Raw genomic sequence first — 634 nt, 5'->3', positions numbered from 1 at the left:
AGCGGTGTTGCTGATGCCGACGCCCTGCAGGCCATTGGGGGAGAAGTGGTCCTGATCACCTGCGAGGGAGCCGTAGTTGACGTCCCAGAGGAGGGCGGTGCTGCCAGCGCCGTCTTCGGCGGCACCGCCGACGAGGGGGATTGCGCCATTGAGGCCGGCACGCACCCAATGCTGACCGTAGTTGATGCCACGCCAGACATAGTTGGAGTCGTAGCCGATGGAGGCGATGATACCGAGGTCATCGTTCACCGGAGCGGGAGCGATTGGGTTTTTAGGAGCGGGTGCGGAGGGTCCGGCCACAACGGGAGTGGCGGCCAGAGCCAAGAATCCCAGCGTTTTCAGCAATGCGTTCAATTTCATAGTCTGAGCAGTTTTTTTTAGGTTTTAGAGTTTGAGGTCAGACACTCGCAAGAGATGGAACAAAAACAGGAGGATTGATTCCACGCATGTGAGCCGTTCAAAGGGTTTGCTAGCAGGTGTCGTAAATACGGGAAAGCATTTTCCCTCACCTGATAGGATGCTCAGGGGCATGCCTGATCCAATCCACTTGCCCAAGCAACAGGCACAAAAAAACCTCCCGGCTTGCGCCGGGAGGTTAACCTTGAAGGGTTGAATCGTTCAGAGAACGATCTGA

Annotated in this window: 1 protein-coding gene; it reads right to left on the bottom strand. The window is 56.3% G+C overall.

The annotated features are described in order from the left end of the window. A partial coding sequence (locus AC24GY_RS29460; RefSeq protein WP_487690459.1) for a hypothetical protein occupies positions 1 to 360 on the bottom strand: 360 nt, incomplete at its 3' end. Positions 361 to 634: the final 274 nt, after the last annotated feature.

Source organism: Prosthecobacter sp. Pr1 (assembly GCF_057652315.1).
The sequence above is the reverse complement of the archived record's forward strand: the minus strand, read 5'-3'. Positions and strand labels throughout refer to the sequence as shown.